The sequence below is a fragment of the Streptomyces sp. 35G-GA-8 genome (genome assembly GCF_023534745.1).
In the GTDB taxonomy this organism is placed as follows: Bacteria; Actinomycetota; Actinomycetes; order Streptomycetales; family Streptomycetaceae; genus Streptomyces.
The window spans coordinates 549,815-566,288 of the sequence record NZ_JAMHJQ010000001.1 but is presented as its reverse complement, the minus strand read 5'-3'; the positions used below and the strand labels follow the sequence as shown (position 1 = coordinate 566,288).

Here is a 16,474-nt window from a genome sequence, read left to right as displayed (position 1 = left end):
AGGGCAGGCCCGCGGGCCCTACCCCCAGATCAACGCCCCCAGCCACGCGCCCACCACCAGCAGACACGCGAACAGCTCCGCCAGGATCGAGTAGCCCGCCGCCCGCATGACCGCCCGCGTCGACGCCCAGCCGTCCCGGCGGCTGCCGAGCCGTGCGCGCTCCGCGCCGTAGATCCCCCCGACGTACCCGGCGATCCCGCCCAGCGCGGGCACCACGAAGAATCCGACGATCCCGGAGACCCCGCCCACCAGCAGCGTCCGGGGCGGGGCTCCGGTCCTGCGGGTCCTGCGGGCCGGCAGTACGGGTCTGAGCGCCTGGTTGAGCAGCAGCAGCGCCGACGCGCCGATCAGAATGCCCCAGGCCAGGTGTGACGTGTCGGCCAGTGCCCACCAGAGCACGGCCGCCCATACGATCGCCTGTCCCGGCACCCCGGGGATGAGCACACCGAACAGGCCGAGCAGCATGACCAGGCCCACCAGGACGAGCTGCCACACTTCCATCTGCCCCACTGTGCAGGATCGGGCTCAGGGGCGCAGGTCGCGCGCCACCCAGCCCTTCTCGTAGGCGTGCCAGCCCAGCTGGAGACGGGTCGTCACCCCGCTCAGCTCCATCAGCCCCTTCACCCGGCGCTGTACGGTGCGCAGCCCCAGGTCCAGCTGCTTGGCCACGCTCGCGTCGGTCATGCCGGCGAGCAGCAGGGACAGGATCTCCAGGTCGGTCGTGTCGGGGCCGGGCAGGCCGAGCTCCGTGACCGTGCCGTCCGTACCGAGCCGCAGGGGCAGCGCCTCGCGCCACACCGCCTCGAAGAGCCCCATCAGCGACTCCAGCAGTCCGCTTGCGTGCACGACCAGCGCCGCGGGACCGAGCCCACGGCCCGTCAGCGGCACCATCGCCAGGGCTCGGTCCGCCACCACCAGCTTGGTCGGTACCCGCTCGGTCACCCGGACCTGCTCGTCGCGGCCGAGCGCGGCGGACAGCTCGGTGATTCCGGTGGGCAGCGAAAGCACCTCGCGTTCGAGCACCACCCGGTACGAGACGCCGCGCGTGGCCGCCCGTTCCTCGGCCTCGTTGTCCATCCCGGTCACGGCCACCGGCCGGCCGGTGACCAGGGCACAGACCTCGTCGGTGGCGCCCAGCTGCAACTGGCGGAAACGGTGGGCCACCGCGCTCGCGCCCGTCACCACCTCGATCAGATCGTGCACCGCCGGTTCGGTGGCCTCCGCGCGGTACTCCTCCGCGAGCAGTACGGCGGCCAGTTCGGCCTGTTCCAGCTCATGGCGGTGCTGGGTGAGCAGCGCGCCGAGCGCGACGGCGGGCGGCGCGGCGACCCATCGTCCGGTACGGGACGAGGACTGCGCGGCCAGGCCCTGGCGCTCCAGCCGGCGCAGCGCCCGTTCGGTGTCCGGCTCGGGGAGTGCGAGCCGATGGGCCAGATCCGCCACCTCCGCGGCGCCGATCGCCACCAGCGCGCGGTACGCGGACTCCTGTCTCTCATCGAGACCTATCGCTCCCAGCATCCCTGCCAACCCCTCCCTGGACGCCCGCGCGGCCTCCCCGGCCGCACTCTTTCCGCCACGGGCCGTGGCGGAAACCGGCCACGGCGTAAACCCGCCGCTCCCCATCATCCCTGTACAGGCCGTCTGTCTGCCAAGGTGGCGCCATCACAGCTGCAACAGACCCGGTCATATTCCTCCTGGGTACGCATGACCGGCTCTGCTCGAATCTGTGAATGTTCGCCGGGCGTCCTTCCCGTGGGGGGTGGGGTCGCCCGGCGGACTCCGAGGCTCTTCTCCCCAGCCCTTTTTCCTCCCGCGCCGTTTTCGCGTCCTCGGCGCGGTCGACAATAGGGTCATGAGCCAGCAGGGGGAGAGGTCGCCCGACGGCGACTGGTGGAACCGGCTGTACGACGACTCCGCACCGGACACGGGCCCCGCTCGGGCGGCGGGTGACACGCTCGACGACCGCTTCGACTCGGCGGCGGACGCGGTGTCGGAACCGGCAACGGATCCGGTGGTGGAACCGGTCTCGGAACCGGTCTCGGAACCGGTGTCCGAAGCGCTCAAGGGCCAGCCGGAATCCGTGACTCCGGAGCCACCGCGACCAGGGCCCCGACCCCCCGTCGCGGGGGCGCCGTGGGAGCCCCCCGCGCCGTACGCGCCCAGCGACGCACGCCCGCTGCCGGGCGCCGCGGCCGGGTCACCCCCCTCCTCGCCCCCGCCCCCGCCCTCGCCCCGGCCTCCGGACCCGCGTCGGCCAACTCCCCTGCCCCCCGCGCCCGCCGCCGCCCCGGCCGCCCCCCTCACCCATGTGGGCGACGGGCCGCCCACGTACGACCCCGAACCCACCGCCCTGCCCGCCACGCACGCCGACCGGCTGGACGAGATCGTCGCCGACACCGTCCTCGACGGCGCGCGCTACGGGACGTACACCCTGCGCGCCGTGTCGGTACGGGGCGACGCCGCGCGCCACCGCGGCGAGCCCCGCCGCGACGCCCTGTTGACCGCCCGCTTCGGGGACGGCGCCGACGCGCTCGTCCTCGTCGCCGTCGCAGGTGGCGCCCGCGCCACCGAGGGCTCCCACCGCGCCGCGGCGGACGTGTGCCGGTGGATCGGCGGCGCTGTCGGACGCAGCCACGACAGCCTCTCCGCGGACATAAGAGCGGGCCGCAGGGACGACCTCAAGTCCGGGCTGCACCGGCTGACCGACCGGGGGTTCGGCAAACTCCGGGCCCGCGCCGCCGAACTGGGGCTGCTCCCCGAGCAGTACACCGCCGGCCTGCGCTGTCTGCTGCTCTCCGCCGACCCCGACTGCCGTACGCGCGTGTTCTTCGGGGTCGGCGACGGCGGCCTCTTCCGGCTCAGGGACGGCGCGTGGCAGGACCTGGAGCCGCCCCTCGCCAGGCCGGGCGACTCCACCGGCCCGCCCGTGACCGGCTTCGGTTCCCCGCCCGCCGAGACGCCCGAGGGCGACCGGCTGACCATGGACCTGGAGATCACGAAACCCCCGTCCGCGTACGACACGTCCCGGCGCGACGCGTCCCCCTATGCCACTTCCCCGTACGCCGAAGGGCCGCCTCCGCCGCCGCCCGAGCCGTTCCGGTTCCGCGCCTCGGTCGCCCGGCCCGGCGACACCCTCCTGCTGTGCGGCCCCGGCCTCTCGGAACCCCTGCGCGCCGAGCCCGCATTCGCCCGCGAACTGGCCGACCGCTGGGGCCCGATCACCCCACCGGGTCTGGCCGGGTTTCTCGCGGACACCGCACTGAGGGTGAAGGGCCACGCCGACGACCGCACGGCGGTCGGCGTCTGGGAGTCGTAACCGCGTCCGGCACGGACCGCGCGTGCTCCCAAAGGTCCGCACGGAAGGGACAGGACCGACGCCGCGTCATGGCCGTCGGTCCTGTCCCGCCCCGCACACCCCCTACGCGGGCGTGAGCCGCAGCGTCAGGATCTGGAACGGCCGCAGCCGGAGCCGGAGTCCCTCCTCATCCGTCTCCGCGTCGTGCAGCGGCCGTTCCAGCAGATCCGTCACCCGCGCGCCGATCACGGGGAAGCCGACTCGCAGCGTCGCCCCGGCCCGGCCGCCGGCCGACTCGTAGAGCCGTACGATCACATCCCCGCTCCGGTCCTCGGCGAGCTTGACCGCCTCCACGGTCACCGCCGGGTTGTCGACCTTCACCAGCGGCGGTTGCTCCGGTGCCGGTGCCACGCGCAGCGGCAGATTGAGCGCCAGGCCCTCCTGTACGGTCTCCTCCACCGTCCCGCCGGGCAGCAGGGCGTACTGGAAGCGGTGCGTGCCGAGATCGGTCTCGGGGTCCGGGCTGTGCGGGGCGCGCAGCAGCGTCAGCCTTACCGTCGTGCCGAGACCGTCCCGGTGCGGCGCGCGCGTCGCCTCGTGACCGTAGGTCGAGTCGTTGAGCACCGCGACGCCGTAGCCGGGCTCGGCGACCCGCAGCCAGCGGTGCGCGCAGATCTCGAACCGGGCGGCGTCCCAGCCGGTGTTGTCGTGCGTCGCCCGGTGTACATGGCCGAACTGCACCTCGGCGGTGGACCGTTCGGCGTGCACGTCCAGCGGGAACGCGGCCTTGAGGACCTTCTCCGACTCCTGCCAGTCGACTTCCGTGACGATGTCGACCCGCCGGGTGTCGGCGGTGAGCCGGATCTCCTGCGTGATCCGGGACGACCCGAACGTCCGTACCACCCGTACCGCCGCCCTCAGCGGACCCTCCTCGATCAGCTCGACGGAGTCGGCGGCGGTCAGATCGGTGTGCCGGCGCCGGTAGTGCCGGTCGATGTCCCAGGCGTCCCACTGATTGGGGTGGTCGGGGTGGAGTTGCAGCAGATTGCCCCGGCCGCCGGGCGCCAGCACCTCGCGGTTCGCGACGAGATCGCGTACGGAGGACAGCAGCCCGTCGGCGTCGACGACCACCTCCAGCCGCTCATTGCTCAGCGTGAAGCCTCCGCCGGCCGGCGCGGCCGTCACGGGGGCCGGGGCGAGCGTGCTGAACGTGCCCGGTGCCAACGCCCTGACCAGGGCCGGGGCCAGCACCTCGGCGTCGGCCAGCGGCTGGGTCAGCACCCCGGGCGCCACATCGGCGGCGCGCGCCGCGACGACATCGCGCCGGGCGAACGGGGCCGCGTTCCAGACCCCCACCGCGCTGCCGTCGCCGCCCAGCGCCGCCAGCGCGTCGTCGATGATGCCCGTCAGCTCGTCCTGTACCGCCGCATAGGTCGCGCGCGCCTCACGGTGCACCCAGGCGATCGAGGAGCCCGGCAGGATGTCATGGAACTGGTGCAGCAGCACCGTCTTCCAGATCCGGTCCAGCTCCTCGTACGGATACGTGTACGGAGCGGCGCGGCCCCCCGAGTGCAGCGCCGCCGCCGTCGCCCACAACTCGGCCTCGCGCAGCAGGTGTTCGGCACGCCGGTTGCCCTGCTTCGTCTTGGCCTGGGTGGTGTACGTGGCGCGGTGCAACTCCAGATACAGCTCGCCCGACCAGACCGGGGCCCGCGCGCCGTACTCCTCCTCGGCCGCCGCGAAGAAGGCCGCCGGGGGCTCGATCTCGACCCGGGGCGAGCCCTCCAGGGACTTCAGCCGCCGTGCCCGCTCCATCATCTCCCGGGTGGGGCCGCCACCGCCGTCGCCCCAGCCGAACGGCACCAGGGACCGGGACGCCCGCCCCTTCTCCGCGAAGTTCCGCTCCGCGTGGGCCAGTTCGGAGCCGTGGAACTGCGAGTTGTATGTGTCGACCGGCGGGAAGTGGGTGAAGACGCGCGTGCCGTCGATGCCCTCCCACCAGAAGGAGTGGTGCGGCATCTTGTTGGTCTGGTTCCACGAGAGCTTCTGGGTCAGGAACCACCGCACCCCCGCGAGCTTCGCCAACTGCGGGAAGGCCGCCGTGTACCCGAAGGAGTCGGGCAGCCAGATCTCCTCCGTCTCGATGCCGAGCTCCTCCTGGAAGAAGCGCTTACCGTGCACGAGCTGCCGGGCCAGCGCCTCACCCCCCGGCATATTGGCGTCCGACTCCACCCACATGGAGCCCACCGGCGCCCATGTCCCGTCCGCCACCGCCTGCTTGATCCGCTCCCAGATATGCGGCTGGTGATCCCGCACCCAGGCGTACTGCTGCGCCTGCGAACAGGCGAAGACCAGCTCCGGGTAGTCGGCGGCGAGCGCCGTGACATTGGCGAAGGTCCGCGACGCCTTCCGTACGGTCTCGCGCAGCGGCCACAGCCAGGCCGAGTCGATATGGGCGTGCCCCGCCGCCGAGATCCGGTGGGCGCTCGGGGACGCGGGCCGGGAAAGGGCCTCCGCCAGCTCACCGCGCGCGGCGGCGGCCGTGCCCGCCACATCGTGCAGGTCGAGCGCGTCGAGCATGGACTCAAGGGCACGCAGGATCTCATGGCGCCGCGAGCGGTCCACGGGCAACTCGCGCATCAGCTCCGCGAGCACCTCGATGTCGAGGATCAGATGCCAGACCTCCCGGTCCAGAACCGCCAGGTCGGCGGCGGCGAAGCGATAGAGCGGGCGGTCGCCCGCGGTCAGTACGTCACCGAGAGGCGTCGGCCGGAAGTCGTGCAGGACGGCGGGGTTGGCGGCCGCCTCCAGCAGCAGCCGGACCGGCTCGCCGCCGGCCGCGGGCGACGCGACGGGGATGTACCGGTTGCGCGGATGAATGCCCTTGAGCGGGACGCCCGCGGCGTCGTACACCAGCCCCTCGGCCTGGAAACCGGGCCCCTCACCGGTGAACCCCGGGTCGATGACCACCTCCACCGGCAGCCCGGCCCAGGACTCGGGGACCACACCCTCCAGCCGGAACCAGTGGGTGGACCAGGGCGAGCCCCACTCCGTACCCGTGGTGAACGGCTCGTACGCGCCCCGCAGCGCCCGCTCCACCGGCACCGGCTCGCCCGGCGCGTGCCAGACGGAGAGCGAGAGCGGCTCCCGCGCCGCGTACTGCGCGGGACGGATGAACTGGCGCAGGGCCCGCTCCAGCCGCCCTTCCACCAGGGATCGGTCGTCGTGCATCGGTGCTCCTCGCTCCTCGGGATCGGCTCGCACGGTTTCACTCCCCCCGCACATCCCCGGACAGTCCTCGCACACCCGTCGCGCGCCCTCTGCCCCCAACACGACGATCAGGTGATGAACACCATGAGTGGTCCATTCCGGGTGGGGAATGCATCTCCTGTACGCATACGAACGTGGGGCGGGTCCGGACCGGCGAGGAGAGGGACGTCATGAGCGGGGGGACAGAGTGATGAGAGGTCTGCGGCGCAGAGTGGGGGGCGCCGATCTCGCGGCCGTCCCCGAAGTACGCCACGCGTTGCGGGAGATGCTGCGGCACTGGCAGGAGCGGGACTCCGCGGCGGTGGCGGAGCTGCTGATCAGCGAGCTGGTGACGAACGCGCTGGTGCATACGGACGACGGCGCCGTGGTCACCGCGACCGTCGCGGACTCCCGGCTGCGGGTGGAGGTGCGGGACTTCGTCGCGGGCGTGCCGACACCGCCCGCGCCGGAGCGGCCGGTGCCCGACGACGCCACGCACGGCAGGGGGCTCGCGCTGGTACGGAGCCTCGCGGACGACTGGGGGATACGGGCGCGGCCGGTGGGCAAGGTGGTCTGGTTCGAGCTCAACGGCGAGGCGGCGTAGGCGTGGTGAGGAGGAGTGCGCGGTGAGCGCGGTGGCGGCGGGGGCGAAACAGCGGACCGGCGTGACGGCTGTCCGTCACACCGGTCCGAGTGCTGTTCCCCGTGCTGTTTCCTTGTGCGGTCGCCCGCGTCAGCCGAACTGCTTCTCAAGGTCCTTGAGTTTGCGCTCCAGGGAGTCGAGCCTGGGCAGCGCCATGGTGTCGTCCTCCGCGGTCAGGTCCACCGTACGGGGAGTCTCGGTGGCCTTGACGGGCTGAAGGGAGAGCCGGGAGTGCTGGGTCAGCTGGCCGGGCTCCACTATGGCAGGCTCCGCTGCGGCTTCGACGGCCGGCGGCGATCCCGACCCCGAGTTCACCGCGGGAAGGGCCACCTGACGGCCGCCACGCCCTCGGCCCCAGGCCCGGTGCTGGCGGTTGAGCGCCTTGATCTGCGCCCGGTCCAGCTTCTCCTGCTCCCGCCTGCGGTGCCGGTTCTGCTCCTTCTGGCGACGGTCCTCGCGGACCTCGTCGACCGCCTCGTCCAGCGTACGGACACCTTCGAGCAGCATCAGCGACCAGGCGCCGAAGGTCTCGCGGGGAGCCCGCAGCCACCGTACGATCCGGATCTGCGGCAGCGGACGGGGGACAAGACCCTGCTCACGCAGCGCCGCACGGCGGGTCTGCTTGAGCGCGCGGTCGAACAGGACCGCGGCCGAGAGGGACATGCCGGAGAAGAACTGCGGAGCGCCTTCGTGACCGATGCCCGTGGGGGCGTGCACCCAGTTGAACCAGGCGGCGGCGCCGGCGAACGTCCACACCAGCAGTCGCGAGCCCAGGGCCGCGTCGCCGTGGCTGGCCTCGCGCACCGCGAGCACGGAGCAGAACATCGCCGCGCCGTCGAGACCGAACGGGACGAGATACTCCCAGCCGCCGCTGAGACCGAGATTCTCCTGGCCGAAGCCGACCAGGCCCTTGAACGAGAGCGCGGCGGCGACCGCCGCGCAGCAGAAGAGGAGTGCGTAGGAGGCGATGCCGTAGATGGCTTCCTTCCTTCTGCGGCGCTCCTCGCTGCGTTCCCAGGAGTCCTCGATGGGTGCGGACTTGTCGGCCGTCGCGCGCTTGCCGCGCGCGAACACCGCCACGGCCACCAGGATTCCGACGAGCAGGACGACGCCGGGAAGCAGCCAGTTCAGCGATATGTCAGTCAGTCGCATGCGGTGTTCCTTGCATCGCAGTAGGGCGTTTGGGTCGCCATTTTGGCGGAAGTGCGGTGACGCTCAGGGGGTTTTGGGACAAGAGAACACCAACGAGGCGGTGCAGCACGTGAAGAGGCACGAACGGCTGACACCGCCGTTCGGCAGGTGGCTGTCATGTTCGATTAATATCACCCCTGCGGGTGGCGTGGGAGCGAGGGTGACGCGGGGTCAGACGCTCGCGGCGAGCTTCCGGACCCGCTCGTTGTCGCAGGTACGCGGGCAGGTCACGCAGGTGTCCTCGGGACGCAGCGTGTAGAAAAGGCAGCAACTGGCCCGGTCACGGGTCGGCAAAGATTCACCGTCAGGACCGGTCAGCTCGCGGAAACCCGCCGCTCCGACGTACGGCGCGGTCGTGCCCGGCATCAGCCGCTCAAGCTCCGCCATCGCGTACCGCTCCTCGCCCAGCAGATGGGCGATGTACCACAGGCCCTCGACGATCTCGTCGGTCGCCATCCCCCACAGCGCCCGCCGGCCGCGCCGCAACCGGGGGGCGAAACCGTCGAGGACCGGCGCGAGATGGTCCGCGACGGCCGCCCGCACCTCCGCGCGCAGGGCTTCCTCGTCCGGAACGACCCGGGCGCCGGGCAGTGTCGCGGCGGGGTCGTCCGGCAGACAGGCGAACTCGTCGATCCGTACGGTCATCCGGCCCAGCGCCCGCTGGAAGGAGACGGCCTCGACGGGCAGCCGGGGCACCCTGCGGCGCAGGAACCAAGGCATCGTGATCAGCAGACAGGCAGGCCAGGCGTACCGGTGGAAGGCGAAGCCGGCGATCACATCGGGGCGCGCCTCCTGCCCGTAGTCCCGGCGCACCTGCGCCTCGTCCCAGGCGAGGAACGTGTCGAGGGCCGCGCCCCCGGCCGCCAGGTCCGCCGCGCTCACCCAGCCGCCGCCCATCGGGGGCCGCTCACTCCCGGTGAGCTGGTCGATGCTCAGCGCGGGGAACACCTCGGCCAGACGGGCGTACGCGTCCGTCACGGGCGAGGCGAGGGAGCCGGGCAGCAGCGTGGGCAGGGTCATGCGGGGGACCACCGAATCGGGATCGTTTGGAGGTAAGCCTTACCTTATCCGATGTGATCGAGGTTTGAACTACGGCCCGGTCGGCCTATCGTGCACGGGTAAGGAGGTGGGCCGGAGTGGAGCAAGGCAGAGCGCGCGCTGCCGCCGTGCGCCGTCACTCCGTGCGCGGACAGATCCTCGACGCCCTGCGCACCGCGCTCGTCAGCGGTGAGCTGACCCCCGGCGAGGTCTACTCCGCCCCCGTGCTCGGCGAGCGCTTCGGCGTCTCCGCCACCCCCGTACGGGAGGCCATGCAGCAGCTCGCGCTGGAAGGCGCCGTCGAGGTCGTGCTCAACCGGGGCTTCCGTGTCATCGCGCGCAGCGCCCGTGAACTGGCCGAGCTCGCCGAGGTGCGCGCCCTGCTCGAAGTGCCGGTGATGCTGCGGCTGGCCCGTACCGTATCCGCCGAACGGTGGGCGGAACTGGTCCCGTTGGCGGAGGCGACCGGTGCCGCTGCCGCGATCGGGGACCGCGCGGCGTACGCGGAGTGCGACCGGGCCTTCCACCGCGCGCTGCTCGCCCTCTCCGGCAACCAGCAACTGGTCATGGTGGCGGACGATCTGCACCGTCGCTCGCAGTGGCCGCTGGTCAGCGCCCCGACCGTACGCCGTGCCGATCTGGTCGCGGACGCGGCCGAACACTCCGCGCTGCTCGACGCGTTGACGGCGCGGGACCTGCCGGTGGTGCAGTCACTGATGAGGGAGCACTTCACAGGCTCGGCCGGCTGACCCCGCACTGACGTCACGGCGTCACCGACGTGTCGACGTCACCGGTGTTCCGATGCTCCGATGTCACCGATGCCGGGAGGCCGCCGCCGCCGCTGCCAGCGCGGAGGTCATCAGATCCGGGTCGAGAAGGGTGCTGTCCGCGAGACGGCTCGCGCCCCCGTACGCGTTCAGCATCGCCTTGGCCGTCCGCAGCGCCGCCGGAGACCTGCGGACCATCGGCCTGACCCACCGCTGGACAGCGTTGTCAAGCTCTTCCATCGGGACGACCTTGTGCAGGACGGACAGCTCCGCCGCCGTCGCCGCGTCGAAATTGTTACCGGTCAGCAGAAGCTCACGGACCCTGGCCGCGCCCGCCTCCTGTATCAGCCGGGGCAGGGCACCTCCCCAGGCGGGAGGCATACCCAGGGCGAGTTCGGGCATACGGAAACGGCAGTCGTCCGCCCCTGCCCTCAGATCGCAGAACACGGCGAGAGCGAGCCCCGCGCCTATGACGCCGCCGTGCAGCCGGGCGATGGTGACGGCATCGGCCGTCGCGAGCGCGTCGCAGACCCTGCGTGCCTTCTTGCCCAGGGTGCGAAGGCTCGCCCCACTGGGGTCCGCGGCCAGGAATTCGGCGAATTCCGCGCGGTCTCCGCCGAGACAGAAGTCCTTTCCCACGCCGGAGAGGATCAACACCCGGATTCCGGGGTCGTCCTGAAGGGCGCTCAGTACGGAGAGCAGTTCGTCCAGGAGCGTCCCCGAGACGGCATTGCCGGTTTCGGGTGAGTTCAGCTCCACCGTCAGCACGGGCCCTTCCTGAATGACCCGGAGCGCCTTGAAGTCTTCCACCACGCCGTTCCTTGTGTATGCGTCGGATCTCACTGTGCCCCTACGTCTCATTTTTCCCTGATGCCAGGTCAGGCTCTGGTCACCGGGAGTTCCGTGATCCGTCGGAAGCCCACGCGAGGCGCCCACACCGGATCGCCGTCGAGACGGAGATCGGGCAGCCTCCTCAGCAACGACGCCAGCAGAGTCGTCGCCTCCAGCCGGGCCAGGGGAGCGCCGAGGCAGTAGTGGATCCCGCCGCTGAAGCTGAGATGCGCGGCCTTGCGCCGGATGTCGAAGAGCTCAGGCTCGGTGTGCTGCTCCGGGTCGTGGTTGGCCACACCGACCATGAGATGCACCATCTGGTCACGCTGGATGTACGCGCCGCCCAGGGTGGTGTCCTCGCCGGCGACCCTGCTGATCACATGGTTCGGCGAGTCGTAGCGGAGCACCTCCTCGACGGCGCCCGGTATGTGCTCGGGATGCGTGCGCAGCCAGGCCAGTTGGCGCGGGTGCTTCAGCAGGAGCCACACCATGTGGGAGAGGAGTGTCGCCGTCGTCTCCGGCGCGGCCAGGAGGAAGAGGAACGAGAGGAAGTACACGGCTTCGTCGACCGTCTCCTGGTCGTCCTCAAGATCGTCCCAGGTCCGCAGCCACTCCGAGATCGGATCGTCGCCCGGTGCGCGGCGGCGTTCGCGTATCACCGCGGTGAAGTACTCGCGCAATTGGGCGGTGGCGGCGTCCGACAGCGCGAGCTGACTCGGCGTCGGCAGCAATTCCTGCGAGAACACCTGATCACGGGTGAGCGAACGGAGCAGGTGATAATCGGAGGGCGGCAGGCCGAGCCATTCGCCGATCGTAATGATGGGCAATTCGTCGCTGACCAGCGAACTGAAATCGGCCCGGCCGCTCCGCAATTTCTCGGTGAACCGGTCCAGCAATTGCTCCGTGGTCCTCTCGATCGAACCCTTGGAATTCGCGAGAGATCTACGGTCGAAAGTGTTGCCGACCGAACGCCGCACCCTGGTGTGGTGCGGCGGATTCAGTGCGGGCAGGGTCTTTCCCATTTCCTGCGCGGAGGAGGCGTTCCAGCGGGTCGCCGCGCCCTGCCTGGCGCGCCACTCGCTGTCGGGCACCTGCCAGGTCTTGTTCCTCAGTACCTGGTCACAGAGGTGGTAGGAGGTCACCAGATGCCCACCCCAGGGAGCGGGGATGATATCTCCCATTGCCCGGAGCTCTGCGTAGAGAGGCAGTGGATTCGACTGGCCATTGGATGTACGCAGACGGGAAAATATCGAGACTACAGCACGTCGATCTACTGACGAAGTAGTCAGGGAGGGCTCCACAGCGTCTCCTTTTCAGGGGATCACGTAAGATTCGCCCACCCTGTCTACCCCTGCGGTTGAACGTTCATGCGAAGGTAAAGGGCCCCGCTTTGTTGCGGATCTCACACCTTCCACCAGGCGAGGAATCCACTCCAGAAGCTACCCTTCTGCGGCTTGGCCTGATGGGCCGGAGCCGGGGCATTTCCGCCGGTACGCGTGCCGCTGGTCGGATACGGTACGGATTCCGACTTCTCTTTCCGTACCGGGGTGAATCGGGCCGGAAGCGCGGTGAGCGCCCGGTGGAACGGACCCGGCCGGGAGAGCAGGGTGTCCGCGGGCACCGCGAGCTCGATGTCCGGCAGGCCGTTGAGCAGCTTCTCGATGGCCAGTACGGAGATGAGCAGTGCCGGGTCCTTCGCCGGGCAGGCGTGCGGACCGGCGCCCCAGGCCAGATGCGCCCGCTTGCTGAGCGTCTGACGGCTCATGGACAGGCTCGGGTCGGTGTTGGCGGCGGCGAAGCTGATGAGCACCGGATCACCGGCGTCCAGCTTGCTGCCGTTGAGGTCGACGTCGTACAGCGGGTAGTGCGCCGCGTAGTTGGCTATGGGGGTGCTGTTCCACAGGACGTCGTTGATGGCGTCCTCGACCAGCAGGCCGGCCGAGTGCGGTCCGTCGGCGTACTTCTCGTCGGACAGCAGCACCCGCAGCGAGTTGGCTATCAGATTCGACAGCGGTTCCGTGCCCGCGCCGATGAGGAGCAGGATCTGATGGATCATCTCCTCGTCGGTGAGCCCGACCGGATGCTGCATCAGCCAGGAGGTGACGTCCTCGCCGGGCCTGGCCCGCTTGAGCGCGACCAGTTCGCTCAGCGCCTCGGTCAGGACCTCGTTCGCCTTCTCCGCGTCGATGCCGTCGAAGATGCCCGAGAGCCCGAAGACCAGCCGGTCACCGATCTCGGCCGGGCAGCCGAACAGGTCGTTGAAGACCAGCAGCGGCAGCACCTGCGCGTAGTCGCCGATCAGATCGGCCTTGCCCCGGCCGCTGAACTGGCTGATGAGATACGAGGCGACCCGCTCGACATGCCGGGTCACCCGGTGCGTGTCGATCTTGGCCAGACTCTCCGTCACGGCCTGACGGAGCCTCAAGTGCTCGGCGCCGTCGGTGAACATCGGGTTGGGCCGGTACATCATCATGGGCAGCACGGGGCTGTCGAGCGGCACCCGGCCCTCGTTGAGCGCGCGCCAGCGGCGCGAGTCCCGTGCGAACGCCTCGGGGTTCTGCAGCACATGGAGCGCCGCCGCGTAGTCCGTGACGAGCGAGGCCTCCACCCCGGGGGCCAACTCCACGGGCGCGGCTGGGCCGTAGTGCCGCATATGTTCGTAGAAGGCGTCCGGGTCGGCAGCGAATTCGGGACCGTGCAGGGGCACCCGCATACCGCTGTTGTGCGCCGGGCAGCCAGGTGGCGGGGCCTGGTACTCCGAATGAGATTGCATGCCGAACTCCTAGCGAAGGCGTGACTGGAGGTAACGGACGAGGACGATGAGCGCGTTCGCTGACGACCGCTGGTCCCGCGCGTCACAATTGACGAGGGGCGTCTCGGGGAGCAGGTCGAGAGCCTCTCGTATTTCCTCGTCCTCATGGGTCGATGTGTCGTCGAATCGGTTTACCGCTATGGTGTAGGGAATTCCGTAGTGTTCGACCAGGTCCATCACGGGGAAGGACTCTTCGAGGCGCTCGGGATCCACCAACACCAATGCCCCGAGGGCGCCCCGGGACATGTCTTCCCACACCTGGACGAAGCGCTGCTGTCCGGGTGTGCCGAAGAGATAGAGGACCAGCCTGTCGCTGAGAGTGAGGCGGCCGAAGTCCATGGCCACCGTCGTCGTGGTCTTGCCGGGCGTGCCCTTGAGGTCGTCGATTCCCTCGCCGGCCTGCGTCATCAGTTCTTCGGTGCGCAGCGGCGGGATCTCGGACATGGTCCCGATGAATGTCGTCTTGCCCACGGCGAAATGCCCGACCACCAGGATCTTCGCAGCGGTCTGCACTGATTCGCGCAGATAGACACCGTCATCCAAAGCGGGCTTGAAGGCCATTCAGCACCTCCTCAAGTATTTGCCGGTCGACGAGTTTCGCGGCAGGTATGGGGGCGCGTGTGAAGAGATACCCCTCCTCCGTGAGGTCGGACAGCAGGATTTTGACGACACCCACGGGAAGATGCGAGTGTCCCACTATTTCGGCGACCGAGAGATAACCTCCCGAACACAGGTCGAGCAGACGGCGTTTCTCAGGATCGAGATTCCCCGCCCTGGGTATGTCCTCGGCCGCTGTGACCAGAGTGATCAAGGAAAACTCGTGGTCACCGAGCAGACTGCGGCCGTTGGTGATGACATACGGTCGCACTAATGTCGGGGCTATTGGTTCCTGATCCGGCTCATCTGATGTGGTCATGCCTTGGTATCAGCAATCTCGCGAGGGGGACTGGTCAGGGATTTGCCGAGCTGGCCGACAAGCTGCTGCATACGGAAGGTGATCTCGGCCATGTCGACTTCGGGCGACGCGGAAACGGCGAGATAGGCGCCCTCGCCGGCGGAGATGAGAAAGACCCAGCCGTGGTCGAACTCCACCAGCGTCTGGTGCCACTGCGGCCGGGTGTTCGGCGGGCCGCCACAGAACTCGGCGACCGTACGGCTCAGCGACTGCATTCCGCTCATCGCCGCGGCGACGGTGTCGGCGTGATCCTTGCCGACATCCTTCGAGCGGGCCATGAGCAGGCCATCGGCCGAGACGAGGATCGCGTGCCGTGCTTCGGGCACTTCAAGGGCACTGTCAAGCATCCATGACAGGTCGTAATTCACTGAGTCTCATGCCCTTCGCTGCTTGCGTTGGTGGTACGACGGCCGGACTGCGTACCCCGTTGGAACGCGCCCATGACGGAGGCGGCTTGTTCGCTGGAGCGAGCCGGGGCTTCCGAACTGTCCGCGGTCGGCACGATGGATATCGCGCCTCTCCGCCGGCGTTTGGGAAGGCCGCCGAATGTGGTCGGGGGAGCCACCGGATTCTCCTCGGGCGGCATCGGGGAGGACGCGGCCACGGCGGGGAACTCCTTGGGCTCGGGCTTGGGCTCGGGCGCGGGCTCTGGCATGGCGGTGAGCAGCTCGTCGGGGAGCAGCACCACGGCGCGCACACCGCCGTAGGGGGAAGTGGAATCCACGGACACGGTGAAGCCGTAGCGAGCGGCGAGCACACCGATCACGGTGAAGCCGAACTGCGGCGGATTGCCGAGACCGGAGACGCCGGGGGAGCGTTCGCTCGACAGGAGCTTGGCCGCCCTGGCCTTCTCTTCCTCGTTCATGCCGACACCGGCGTCATCGACAATGATGCAGACGCCCTTGGGCACCGGCCGGATATTGATCTCGATCACTGTTTCCGGCGCCGAGTAACTGGTCGCGTTGTCCAGCAGTTCGGCGAGGGTGAGCGCGACCGGCTCGACGGCCCGGCTGACAATGGCGAAATTACTCTGGGCCCGGATCTCGACCCGGGTGAAGTGGCGAATACGGCCCTTCGCGCTGCGCACCACGTCGTAGAGTGAGGCGGGATCGCGCTGACGGCCGAGCCAGCCGTCGCAGAGCACGGCGATGGACTGCGCACGCCGGGCGAACTGCGAATTCATGTGGTCGATGTCCAGGAGGTCCTGGAGAATCTGGAGTTCGCCGTACTTGTCCTGAAGTTTGGTAATGGCCAGCTGCTGTTCGCTGGCAAGACCCTGAAGCGTCCGCATGGCGGACTTCAGCGCGGTTTTGGTGGCTTCTTCCGCCCTGTCCTTGGCCTCTTCCACGGCCTCCGCGTAGTGGTCCTCAAGGGTGGCGTAATGGGCCTTGAGCTCCTGCTTCTCCTTCCGTAGCTCGGCGATCGATTTTCTTCCGCGAATGATCGCGGTCGCGGCGACAGGAGTACCAGCGATCAGACCCCAAAGCGCTGGATCCTGGAAGTATTGCGTCATAAGACTCTCTTCGGGCGACTGGGCCACCAGGTACTGAATGTCTGGAGGGTACGTTCGAGTGATCTCGCGGTCACAGACATATCGCGGTCACTGATGAGGGGATAGGTCGGCGCATGGTAGCCTGCCGGACTGCCTTGAAGGCCCGGCTGATGGCATAGTTCTCCCCCGGGGGTGGCGGAA

Annotated in this window: 15 protein-coding genes; 3 read left to right on the top strand and 12 right to left on the bottom strand. The window is 69.5% G+C overall.

The window, feature by feature from the left end; all coding sequences use genetic code 11:
- Window positions 1-18: 18 nt before the first annotated feature.
- Both M1203_RS02445 and M1203_RS02440 read right to left on the bottom strand, forming a co-directional pair.
- A complete protein-coding gene (locus M1203_RS02445; RefSeq protein WP_249947768.1) occupies window positions 19-501 on the bottom strand; it encodes a DUF456 domain-containing protein in 483 nt (160 codons plus the stop codon).
- A 24-nt stretch (window positions 502-525) separates the two neighbouring features.
- Window positions 526-1,518 (bottom strand): helix-turn-helix domain-containing protein, encoded by a 993-nt coding sequence (locus M1203_RS02440; RefSeq protein WP_249947767.1) that lies wholly within the window; start codon window positions 1,516-1,518, stop codon window positions 526-528.
- Window positions 1,519-1,852: 334 nt separating this feature from the next.
- On the opposite strand from M1203_RS02440, the gene M1203_RS02435 reads away from it, so the two are divergent.
- Window positions 1,853-3,316 carry a protein phosphatase 2C domain-containing protein gene (locus tag M1203_RS02435; protein WP_249947766.1) on the top strand — a complete coding sequence of 488 codons (1,464 nt, stop codon included), beginning with the start codon at window positions 1,853-1,855 and terminating at the stop codon, window positions 3,314-3,316.
- 102 nt (window positions 3,317-3,418) lie between these two features.
- On the opposite strand, the gene M1203_RS02430 is transcribed toward M1203_RS02435, so the two are convergent.
- Window positions 3,419-6,526, bottom strand: a complete 3,108-nt coding sequence (locus M1203_RS02430) for a glycoside hydrolase family 38 C-terminal domain-containing protein (protein WP_249947765.1) — start codon at window positions 6,524-6,526, stop codon at window positions 3,419-3,421.
- Window positions 6,527-6,755: 229 nt separating this feature from the next.
- On the opposite strand from M1203_RS02430, the gene M1203_RS02425 reads away from it, so the two are divergent.
- On the top strand, window positions 6,756-7,148 hold the full coding sequence (locus M1203_RS02425) for an ATP-binding protein (RefSeq protein WP_249947764.1): 393 nt from the start codon (window positions 6,756-6,758) through the stop codon (window positions 7,146-7,148).
- A 129-nt stretch (window positions 7,149-7,277) separates the two neighbouring features.
- On the opposite strand, the gene M1203_RS02420 is transcribed toward M1203_RS02425, so the two are convergent.
- Both M1203_RS02420 and M1203_RS02415 read right to left on the bottom strand, forming a co-directional pair.
- Window positions 7,278-8,339 carry a DUF2637 domain-containing protein gene (locus M1203_RS02420; protein WP_249947763.1) on the bottom strand — a complete coding sequence of 354 codons (1,062 nt, stop codon included), beginning with the start codon at window positions 8,337-8,339 and terminating at the stop codon, window positions 7,278-7,280.
- Window positions 8,340-8,549: 210 nt separating this feature from the next.
- Entirely contained in the window at window positions 8,550-9,398 is an 849-nt protein-coding gene (locus M1203_RS02415) for a (2Fe-2S)-binding protein (protein WP_249947762.1), read from the bottom strand.
- A 116-nt stretch (window positions 9,399-9,514) separates the two neighbouring features.
- Between M1203_RS02415 and M1203_RS02410 the strand changes: the two genes are divergently transcribed.
- Complete coding sequence (locus M1203_RS02410) at window positions 9,515-10,165, top strand: GntR family transcriptional regulator (protein ID WP_249947761.1); 651 nt, start codon at window positions 9,515-9,517, stop codon at window positions 10,163-10,165.
- A gap of 63 nt (window positions 10,166-10,228) precedes the next feature.
- Here M1203_RS02410 and M1203_RS02405 read toward each other — a convergent pair whose 3' ends face one another.
- From M1203_RS02405 to M1203_RS02375, 7 genes are all read right to left on the bottom strand, one after another.
- A complete protein-coding gene (locus tag M1203_RS02405; protein ID WP_249947760.1) occupies window positions 10,229-10,996 on the bottom strand; it encodes an enoyl-CoA hydratase/isomerase family protein in 768 nt (255 codons plus the stop codon).
- 65 nt (window positions 10,997-11,061) lie between these two features.
- Complete coding sequence (locus tag M1203_RS02400; protein WP_249947759.1) at window positions 11,062-12,156, bottom strand: cytochrome P450; 1,095 nt, start codon at window positions 12,154-12,156, stop codon at window positions 11,062-11,064.
- A 260-nt stretch (window positions 12,157-12,416) separates the two neighbouring features.
- Entirely contained in the window at window positions 12,417-13,787 is a 1,371-nt protein-coding gene (locus M1203_RS02395; RefSeq protein WP_249947758.1) for a cytochrome P450, read from the bottom strand.
- A gap of 9 nt (window positions 13,788-13,796) precedes the next feature.
- Window positions 13,797-14,387, bottom strand: a complete 591-nt coding sequence (locus M1203_RS02390; RefSeq protein ID WP_249947757.1) for an ATP/GTP-binding protein — start codon at window positions 14,385-14,387, stop codon at window positions 13,797-13,799.
- Window positions 14,362-14,742 carry a DUF742 domain-containing protein gene (locus M1203_RS02385; protein WP_249947756.1) on the bottom strand — a complete coding sequence of 127 codons (381 nt, stop codon included), beginning with the start codon at window positions 14,740-14,742 and terminating at the stop codon, window positions 14,362-14,364. Before M1203_RS02385 ends, M1203_RS02390 begins: the two co-directional genes overlap by 26 nt.
- Complete coding sequence (locus tag M1203_RS02380) at window positions 14,739-15,149, bottom strand: roadblock/LC7 domain-containing protein (protein WP_249947755.1); 411 nt, start codon at window positions 15,147-15,149, stop codon at window positions 14,739-14,741. The genes M1203_RS02385 and M1203_RS02380 overlap by 4 nt, the downstream gene beginning before the upstream one ends.
- Window positions 15,146-16,294 (bottom strand): sensor histidine kinase KdpD, encoded by a 1,149-nt coding sequence (locus M1203_RS02375; RefSeq protein ID WP_249947920.1) that lies wholly within the window; start codon window positions 16,292-16,294, stop codon window positions 15,146-15,148. Before M1203_RS02375 ends, M1203_RS02380 begins: the two co-directional genes overlap by 4 nt.
- Window positions 16,295-16,474 lie beyond the last annotated feature (180 nt).

Excerpts from the sequence above, each read along its gene's own strand:
- M1203_RS02415 (WP_249947762.1), bottom strand. The coding sequence starts at position 9,398 with ATGACCCTGCCCACGCTGCTGCCCGGCTCCCTCGCCTCGCCCGTGACG.
- M1203_RS02430 (WP_249947765.1), bottom strand. The coding sequence starts at position 6,526 with ATGCACGACGACCGATCCCTGGTGGAAGGGCGGCTGGAGCGGGCCCTG.
- M1203_RS02435 (WP_249947766.1), top strand. The coding sequence starts at position 1,853 with ATGAGCCAGCAGGGGGAGAGGTCGCCCGACGGCGACTGGTGGAACCGG.
- M1203_RS02440 (WP_249947767.1), bottom strand. The coding sequence starts at position 1,518 with ATGCTGGGAGCGATAGGTCTCGATGAGAGACAGGAGTCCGCGTACCGC.
- M1203_RS02395 (WP_249947758.1), bottom strand. The coding sequence starts at position 13,787 with ATGCAATCTCATTCGGAGTACCAGGCCCCGCCACCTGGCTGCCCGGCG.
- M1203_RS02425 (WP_249947764.1), top strand. The coding sequence starts at position 6,756 with ATGAGAGGTCTGCGGCGCAGAGTGGGGGGCGCCGATCTCGCGGCCGTC.
- M1203_RS02390 (WP_249947757.1), bottom strand. The coding sequence starts at position 14,387 with ATGGCCTTCAAGCCCGCTTTGGATGACGGTGTCTATCTGCGCGAATCA.
- M1203_RS02385 (WP_249947756.1), bottom strand. The coding sequence starts at position 14,742 with ATGACCACATCAGATGAGCCGGATCAGGAACCAATAGCCCCGACATTA.
- M1203_RS02375 (WP_249947920.1), bottom strand. The coding sequence starts at position 16,294 with ATGACGCAATACTTCCAGGATCCAGCGCTTTGGGGTCTGATCGCTGGT.
- M1203_RS02420 (WP_249947763.1), bottom strand. The coding sequence starts at position 8,339 with ATGCGACTGACTGACATATCGCTGAACTGGCTGCTTCCCGGCGTCGTC.
- M1203_RS02445 (WP_249947768.1), bottom strand. The coding sequence starts at position 501 with ATGGAAGTGTGGCAGCTCGTCCTGGTGGGCCTGGTCATGCTGCTCGGC.